Genomic DNA, 1,927 nt, shown 5'->3' with positions numbered 1-1,927 from the left:
CGAACAGGGATTGCAGGCTGGAGCTCACTCTGGGAAGGCTGGCAAACACTGCAAAGTAAACTGGACGGCTTTATTGCCGCCAAAGAGATGATGGCTTCGGGGATCAAGATCTGATCAAGAGACAGGACCATAGCTCTGTGGCATACAGTCGCTTTATTGGTAAGCGGTTGCGTGAATGGCTACCAGATACCCCCGAACACAAAACATATCAACAGCAACTGGAACAATTTGCGATCAAGCTGAAAGATGCAGGGCATATGCTCAGTACGGAAGAACGTCTTCGTCACGCCCATTTTTTCCAAATGGAAGTTGAAGCTAATCGTTTTATATTGACTTCCTTAAATGGTAAGCCAGAGCAAGAGAAAGGATTAAAACGTTACCTACGTTATGCGCCCCATGAGCAAGATAAAAAGCTAGCTAAAGTACAACTTGCAAATGATTATCAGCAAGTAAAAGATGATTATCGTGCAAATCAAGTGTTGATAAACAGTCAAGACAGCATACTTTCACCTAATGAAAATATTCTCTATTCACAGGAACTTGAGCTTCAAGCGAGAGGGCTTAGCGATATGGCATCTTCATGGAAGGATATGAAATGAATATCTCCAAAGTGTTTATTTTATTGTTAAGTGTTGGGGTATATGGTTGCTCTAGCGCAAGCACAGAAAATACGCCAGTAAATCCTAGCACCAATAATGATGGTGGAAATTTTTCCATCTCAGGAATACTGCCTAAAAATACAGAGCCATTAATCTATGGGGTTTATATCTCTTCTGTATGTCGCGATGAGCAGTTAGGGTTTATCGGTGGTTTGGGCAGTGGCAAATATACAACAATTATAAAGCCTGGATATCAATCATATAAGCCTAAAATTACCTTTAATAAGGATAGTGGAGTGTTTTCAACTCGGCTTCCTAAGGATGGCGGCAGTCATTGCCAGTGGGCTCTTGGTGATGTTATTGTTGGGCTTAAAACAAATGAAATTTATAATGAAAAAAATCAGCCAGCGACCATTCGACTCAATGTTAAAGCATATGGCAACAGTCAATATTCTATTAAGAAGGCAAAGGAAGATAGAAGAAAAATAGTAACGGGGGACTTGCTCGTCAATACCACCTATTACCTTTCAATAGAACATCGTTTCAATAATAAAAAAATAATTAAACTGATAGATGATAGCCATTATGGGGTTAAATATGCACTAATAAATAATGGGGTCGACTCGCATGTAGATTTCTCACCTAAATTAGACCTAAGTTATGTAACTCATTTTTATGAAAAAATGAGTGCTGAGACCAACAAGCCTACATTTTCCAGAGTCTATCCGAATGGGCAGGTAGATAATGGTAAGGATGCGATTGATGTAAGGCCATATAAATTCTATGAAAAAGATAGCAAATGAAACTAAAGCAATATCAAAACTGACTAGCCCAGTATCTGATCTGTCGTCGTGATAACGACCATGCCATGGCCGCAGAATTGGCAGAGGGCATCTGTGCTTTCTGGCAGGCAAGGCTAATGGCCAGGGATGGCGCCACATCAGCTTTATGCCTATCAGGTGGTCGCGAAGCATATCAGACGAAATGGAATCATAGAAGGAAGCGGCCGATGGCCGCTTCCTTCTTGGGTCTGATTAAGCCTAAAAACTCAGCGTTTACCGAATGTCCCTTGGATTACGTTCCCCATAACATCAGGTGATTTTTCCACTTCATGTTGGGCTATTTGATGTTCCACAATTTCCCCCCATCGAAGAAATAAACTCCTCAGTTTTTCAGGGTTACGTAAAGCACCCGCCTGATAGAGTTATGGTCATTTCTGGTGTACGGAGGGATAGAAGAGGTGGCGTATCCTGCTGATTGATTCCCGCGAAGAATCTCAATCAACAGAGGTGATACGCCATGACTAATTCTACCCTCAGAGCCCTGCC

2 protein-coding genes are annotated in these 1,927 nt (G+C 41.7%); both read left to right on the top strand.

Features of this window, described 5'->3' with window-relative positions; translation table 11 throughout:
- The first annotated feature begins 137 nt into the window (after positions 1-137).
- Complete coding sequence (locus GWQ22_RS21260) at positions 138-599, top strand: hypothetical protein (RefSeq protein ID WP_275931600.1); 462 nt, start codon at positions 138-140, stop codon at positions 597-599.
- Entirely contained in the window at positions 596-1,402 is an 807-nt protein-coding gene (locus GWQ22_RS21255; protein ID WP_275931599.1) for a hypothetical protein, read from the top strand. Before GWQ22_RS21260 ends, GWQ22_RS21255 begins: the two co-directional genes overlap by 4 nt.
- The last annotated feature ends 525 nt before the right edge of the window (positions 1,403-1,927 follow it).

It is taken from the genome of Aeromonas sp. 1HA1 (assembly GCF_029237385.1).
In the GTDB taxonomy this organism is placed as follows: Bacteria; Pseudomonadota; Gammaproteobacteria; order Enterobacterales; family Aeromonadaceae; genus Aeromonas; species Aeromonas popoffii.
This window is presented reverse-complemented; position numbering and strand designations above follow the sequence as displayed.

What these genes read in the sequence shown, in the direction of transcription:
- GWQ22_RS21255 (WP_275931599.1), top strand. Translation starts at nt 596, where the DNA reads ATGAATATCTCCAAAGTGTTTATTTTATTGTTAAGTGTTGGGGTATAT.